The sequence below is a fragment of the Flavobacterium tistrianum genome (assembly GCF_003254545.1).
GTDB classification, from domain to species: Bacteria; Bacteroidota; Bacteroidia; order Flavobacteriales; family Flavobacteriaceae; genus Flavobacterium; species Flavobacterium tistrianum.
In genome coordinates, this window is record NZ_QJRH01000041.1 from 1 (window position 1) to 4803 (window position 4803).

Consider the following 4803-nt stretch of genomic DNA (forward strand, 5'->3'; position numbering starts at 1 on the left):
GACAATATTTTAACATACTGGGATAAAGAAACGCAATAAGGGCTGTTTTAGAAAGTTTCCTTCCCGATCCGCCAAGGCGGATCGGGAAAAAGTCTGTGCATAAGCTTACGGATTATTAGTACTACTCGACTGTGACATTACTGCCTTTACATCTGTAGCCTATCAACGTGGTCATCTTCCACGATCCTTAAAAGAAATCTCATCTTGTGGTGGGTTTCGCGCTTATATGCTTTCAGCGCTTATCCCTTCCCAACGTAGCTACTCTGCGGTGCCCCTGGCGGGACAACAGATACACTAGAGGTTAGTCCAATTCGGTCCTCTCGTACTAGAATCAGATCCACTCAAATTTCTAACGCCCGCAGTAGATAGAGACCGAACTGTCTCACGACGTTCTGAACCCAGCTCGCGTGCCACTTTAATGGGCGAACAGCCCAACCCTTGGGACCTTCTCCAGCCCCAGGATGTGACGAGCCGACATCGAGGTGCCAAACCCCCCCGTCGATATGAGCTCTTGGGGGAGATCAGCCTGTTATCCCCGGCGTACCTTTTATCCTTTGAGCGATGGCCCTTCCATGCGGAACCACCGGATCACTATGCTCTACTTTCGTACCTGATCGACCTGTATGTCTCTCAGTCAAGCTCCCTTATGCCATTGCACTCTACGCACGGTTACCAAGCGTACTGAGGGAACCTTTAGAAGCCTCCGTTACTCTTTTGGAGGCGACCACCCCAGTCAAACTACCCACCAAGCACTGTCCCCCACATTGCGGGGTTAGGCCTCAGATAAACAAAGGGTTGTATTTCAACAATGACTCCAAAGCGCCTGGCGACGCCCCTTCACAGTCTCCAACCTATCCTACACATCATTTATCCAAGGTCAATACTAAGCTATAGTAAAGGTGCACAGGGTCTTTTCGTCCCACTGCGGGTAAACGGCATCTTCACCGTTACTACAATTTCACCGAGCTCATGGCTGAGACAGTGTCCAGATCGTTACACCATTCGTGCAGGTCGGAACTTACCCGACAAGGAATTTCGCTACCTTAGGACCGTTATAGTTACGGCCGCCGTTTACTGGGGCTTCAATTCAATGCTTCTCCGAAGATAACATCTCCTCTTAACCTTCCAGCACCGGGCAGGTGTCAGGCCCTATACTTCATCTTGCGATTTTGCAGAGCCCTGTGTTTTTGATAAACAGTCGCCTGGACCTCTTCACTGCGGCCCCGATTGCTCGGGGCGACCTTTCTCCCGAAGTTACAGGTCTATTTTGCCTAATTCCTTAGCCATGAATCTCTCGAGCACCTTAGGATTCTCTCCTCAACTACCTGTGTCGGTTTACGGTACTGGTTCTTACTGCCTGAAGTTTAGAGGTTTTTCTTGGAAGCCCTTAGGCGCACTATCTCTTTGTCCGAAGACTCCGAGTACTATCGCATTTCGCCATCTTCTACGGATTTGCCTATAAAAGATATAGCTAGGTGCTTTAACGAACTATTCCGTCAGTTCGCGGCGCTTTCATCACTCCGTCACCCCATCACAGCAATAAGAAGTACGGGAATATTAACCCGTTGGCCATCGACTGCCCCTTTCGGGTTCGCCTTAGGTCCAGACTAACCCACAGCTGATTAGCATAGCTGTGGAAACCTTAGTTTTTCGGTGTGCGGGTTTCTCGCCCGCATTATCGTTACTTATGCCTACATTTTCTTTTCTGACCGGTCCAGCATACCTTACGATACGCCTTCTGCCCTGTCAGAATGCTCCCCTACCACTTGCAATTGCTTGCAAATCCATAGCTTCGGTAATATGCTTATGCCCGATTATTATCCATGCTCGTCCGCTCGACTAGTGAGCTGTTACGCACTCTTTAAATGAATGGCTGCTTCCAAGCCAACATCCTAGCTGTCTGGGCAGACAAACCTCGTTCTTTCAACTTAGCATATATTTGGGGACCTTAGCTGATGGTCTGGGTTCTTTCCCTCTCGGACTTGGACCTTAGCACCCAAGCCCTCACTGCTGGTAAACATTATATAGCATTCGGAGTTTGTCAGGAATTGGTAGGCGGTGAAGCCCCCGCATCCAATCAGTAGCTCTACCTCTATATAACTATATCCAGCGCTGCACCTAAATGCATTTCGGGGAGTACGAGCTATTTCCGAGTTTGATTGGCCTTTCACCCCTACCCACAGGTCATCCGAAGACTTTTCAACGTCAACCGGTTCGGTCCTCCACTGTGTGTTACCACAGCTTCAACCTGCCCATGGGTAGATCACACGGTTTCGCGTCTAACACTACTGACTAAAGCGCCCTATTCAGACTCGCTTTCGCTGCGGATCCATGGCTTAACCACTTATCCTTGCCAGCAGCGTTAACTCGTAGGCTCATTATGCAAAAGGCACGCCGTCACCCCACGAAAGGGCTCCGACCGCTTGTAGGCGCATGGTTTCAGGATCTATTTCACTCCGTTATTCACGGTTCTTTTCACCTTTCCCTCACGGTACTGGTTCACTATCGGTCTCTCAGGAGTATTTAGCCTTAGCGGATGGTCCCGCCGAATTCAGACAGGGTTTCACGTGCCCCGCCCTACTCAGGATGCCGCTATCCATTACGCTTGTTGCCCATACGGGGCTGTCACCCTCTATGGCGCTCCTTTCCAGAAGCTTCCGGTTCCTTGCGCATGAAATCTCGCGGTCCTACAACCCCAGCTATGCCGTAACATAACTGGTTTGGGCTAATCCGCGTTCGCTCGCCACTACTTGCGGAATCACTTTTGTTTTCTTCTCCTCCGCCTACTTAGATGTTTCAGTTCAGCGGGTTTGCCCACCTATCGGTGTGCTATATCTTCAATATAGCGGGTTGCCCCATTCGGATATCTGCGGATCAATCGGTGTGTGCCCGTCCCCGCAGCTTTTCGCAGCTTATCACGTCCTTCATCGCCTCTGAGAGCCTAGGCATCCCCCATGCGCCCTTATTTTGCTTATTGCACCAATCTTGTTTCTTAAAAACAAGACCGTTTTGTTTTGTTTTTCTTCTGCTTTCGCTTTAGAAAAACGCTTTCTACTTTCTTATTATTTTCTTATCCCAATATGTCAATGAACTTTTATCTACTTCTTTGAGCAAATTCGTGGAGAATAACGGAGTCGAACCGTTGACCTCCTGCGTGCAAGGCAGGCGCTCTAGCCAGCTGAGCTAATCCCCCAAATCTAATGATGAATTGTGAATTATGAATTATGAATTAAGATTCATAACGCTTCAACTCTAGAATTTCCTTCTCTTCAAGCTTTAAAAAGTAGTCCCGGGCAGACTCGAACTGCCGACCCCTACATTATCAGTGTAGTACTCTAACCAGCTGAGCTACGAGACTCTGTTTTTTTTACTTAAAAGTTTATTTCTTTAAATTAACAGCAAGAGTAATGCAATTTCAAGATCCAAAACCCACAGTCAGGCATCTTATTTCCCAAACGTGCCTTTCGGCTAACGATTCGGGCTCTAGAAAGGAGGTGTTCCAGCCGCACCTTCCGGTACGGCTACCTTGTTACGACTTAGCCCTAGTTACCAGTTTTACCCTAGGCAGCTCCTTGCGGTCACCGACTTCAGGCACCCCCAGCTTCCATGGCTTGACGGGCGGTGTGTACAAGGCCCGGGAACGTATTCACCGGATCATGGCTGATATCCGATTACTAGCGATTCCAGCTTCACGGAGTCGAGTTGCAGACTCCGATCCGAACTGTGACCGGCTTTATAGATTCGCTCCCCCTCGCGGAGTGGCTGCTCTCTGTACCGGCCATTGTAGCACGTGTGTAGCCCAAGGCGTAAGGGCCGTGATGATTTGACGTCATCCCCACCTTCCTCACAGTTTGCACTGGCAGTCTTGTTAGAGTTCCCGACACTACTCGCTGGCAACTAACAACAGGGGTTGCGCTCGTTATAGGACTTAACCTGACACCTCACGGCACGAGCTGACGACAACCATGCAGCACCTTGTAAACTGTCTTGCGAAAGATCTGTTTCCAAATCGGTCAGTCTGCATTTAAGCCTTGGTAAGGTTCCTCGCGTATCATCGAATTAAACCACATGCTCCACCGCTTGTGCGGGCCCCCGTCAATTCCTTTGAGTTTCAAACTTGCGTTCGTACTCCCCAGGTGGGATACTTATCACTTTCGCTTAGCCACTGAAGTTGCCCCCAACAGCTAGTATCCATCGTTTACGGCGTGGACTACCAGGGTATCTAATCCTGTTCGCTACCCACGCTTTCGTCCATCAGCGTCAATCCACCGGTAGCAACCTGCCTTCGCAATTGGTATTCCATGTAATCTCTAAGCATTTCACCGCTACACTACATATTCTAGTTGCTTCCCAGTAATTCAAGTCCTGCAGTATCAATGGCCGTTCCACCGTTGAGCGATGGGCTTTCACCACTGACTTACAAGACCGCCTACGGACCCTTTAAACCCAATGATTCCGGATAACGCTTGGATCCTCCGTATTACCGCGGCTGCTGGCACGGAGTTAGCCGATCCTTATTCTTACGGTACCGTCAAGCTCCGACACGTCGGAGTGTTTCTTCCCGTACAAAAGCAGTTTACAATCCATAGGACCGTCATCCTGCACGCGGCATGGCTGGTTCAGGCTTGCGCCCATTGACCAATATTCCTCACTGCTGCCTCCCGTAGGAGTCTGGTCCGTGTCTCAGTACCAGTGTGGGGGATCTCCCTCTCAGGACCCCTACCCATCGTAGCCTTGGTAAGCCGTTACCTTACCAACTAGCTAATGGGACGCATGCTCATCTTCCACCGTTGTGACTTTAAT

2 tRNA genes and 2 rRNA genes are annotated in these 4803 nt (G+C 49.7%); all 4 read right to left on the minus strand.

The window, feature by feature from the left end:
• Positions 1 to 95 precede the first annotated feature (95 nt).
• Positions 96 to 2978 (minus strand): 23S ribosomal RNA (locus DMB71_RS00215).
• A gap of 141 nt (positions 2979 to 3119) precedes the next feature.
• A tRNA-Ala gene (locus DMB71_RS00220) sits at positions 3120 to 3193 on the minus strand.
• A 91-nt stretch (positions 3194 to 3284) separates the two neighbouring features.
• Positions 3285 to 3358: transfer RNA gene (locus tag DMB71_RS00225), tRNA-Ile, on the minus strand.
• A gap of 129 nt (positions 3359 to 3487) precedes the next feature.
• Positions 3488 to 4803, minus strand: a 16S ribosomal RNA gene (locus tag DMB71_RS00230); the annotation flags it as partial.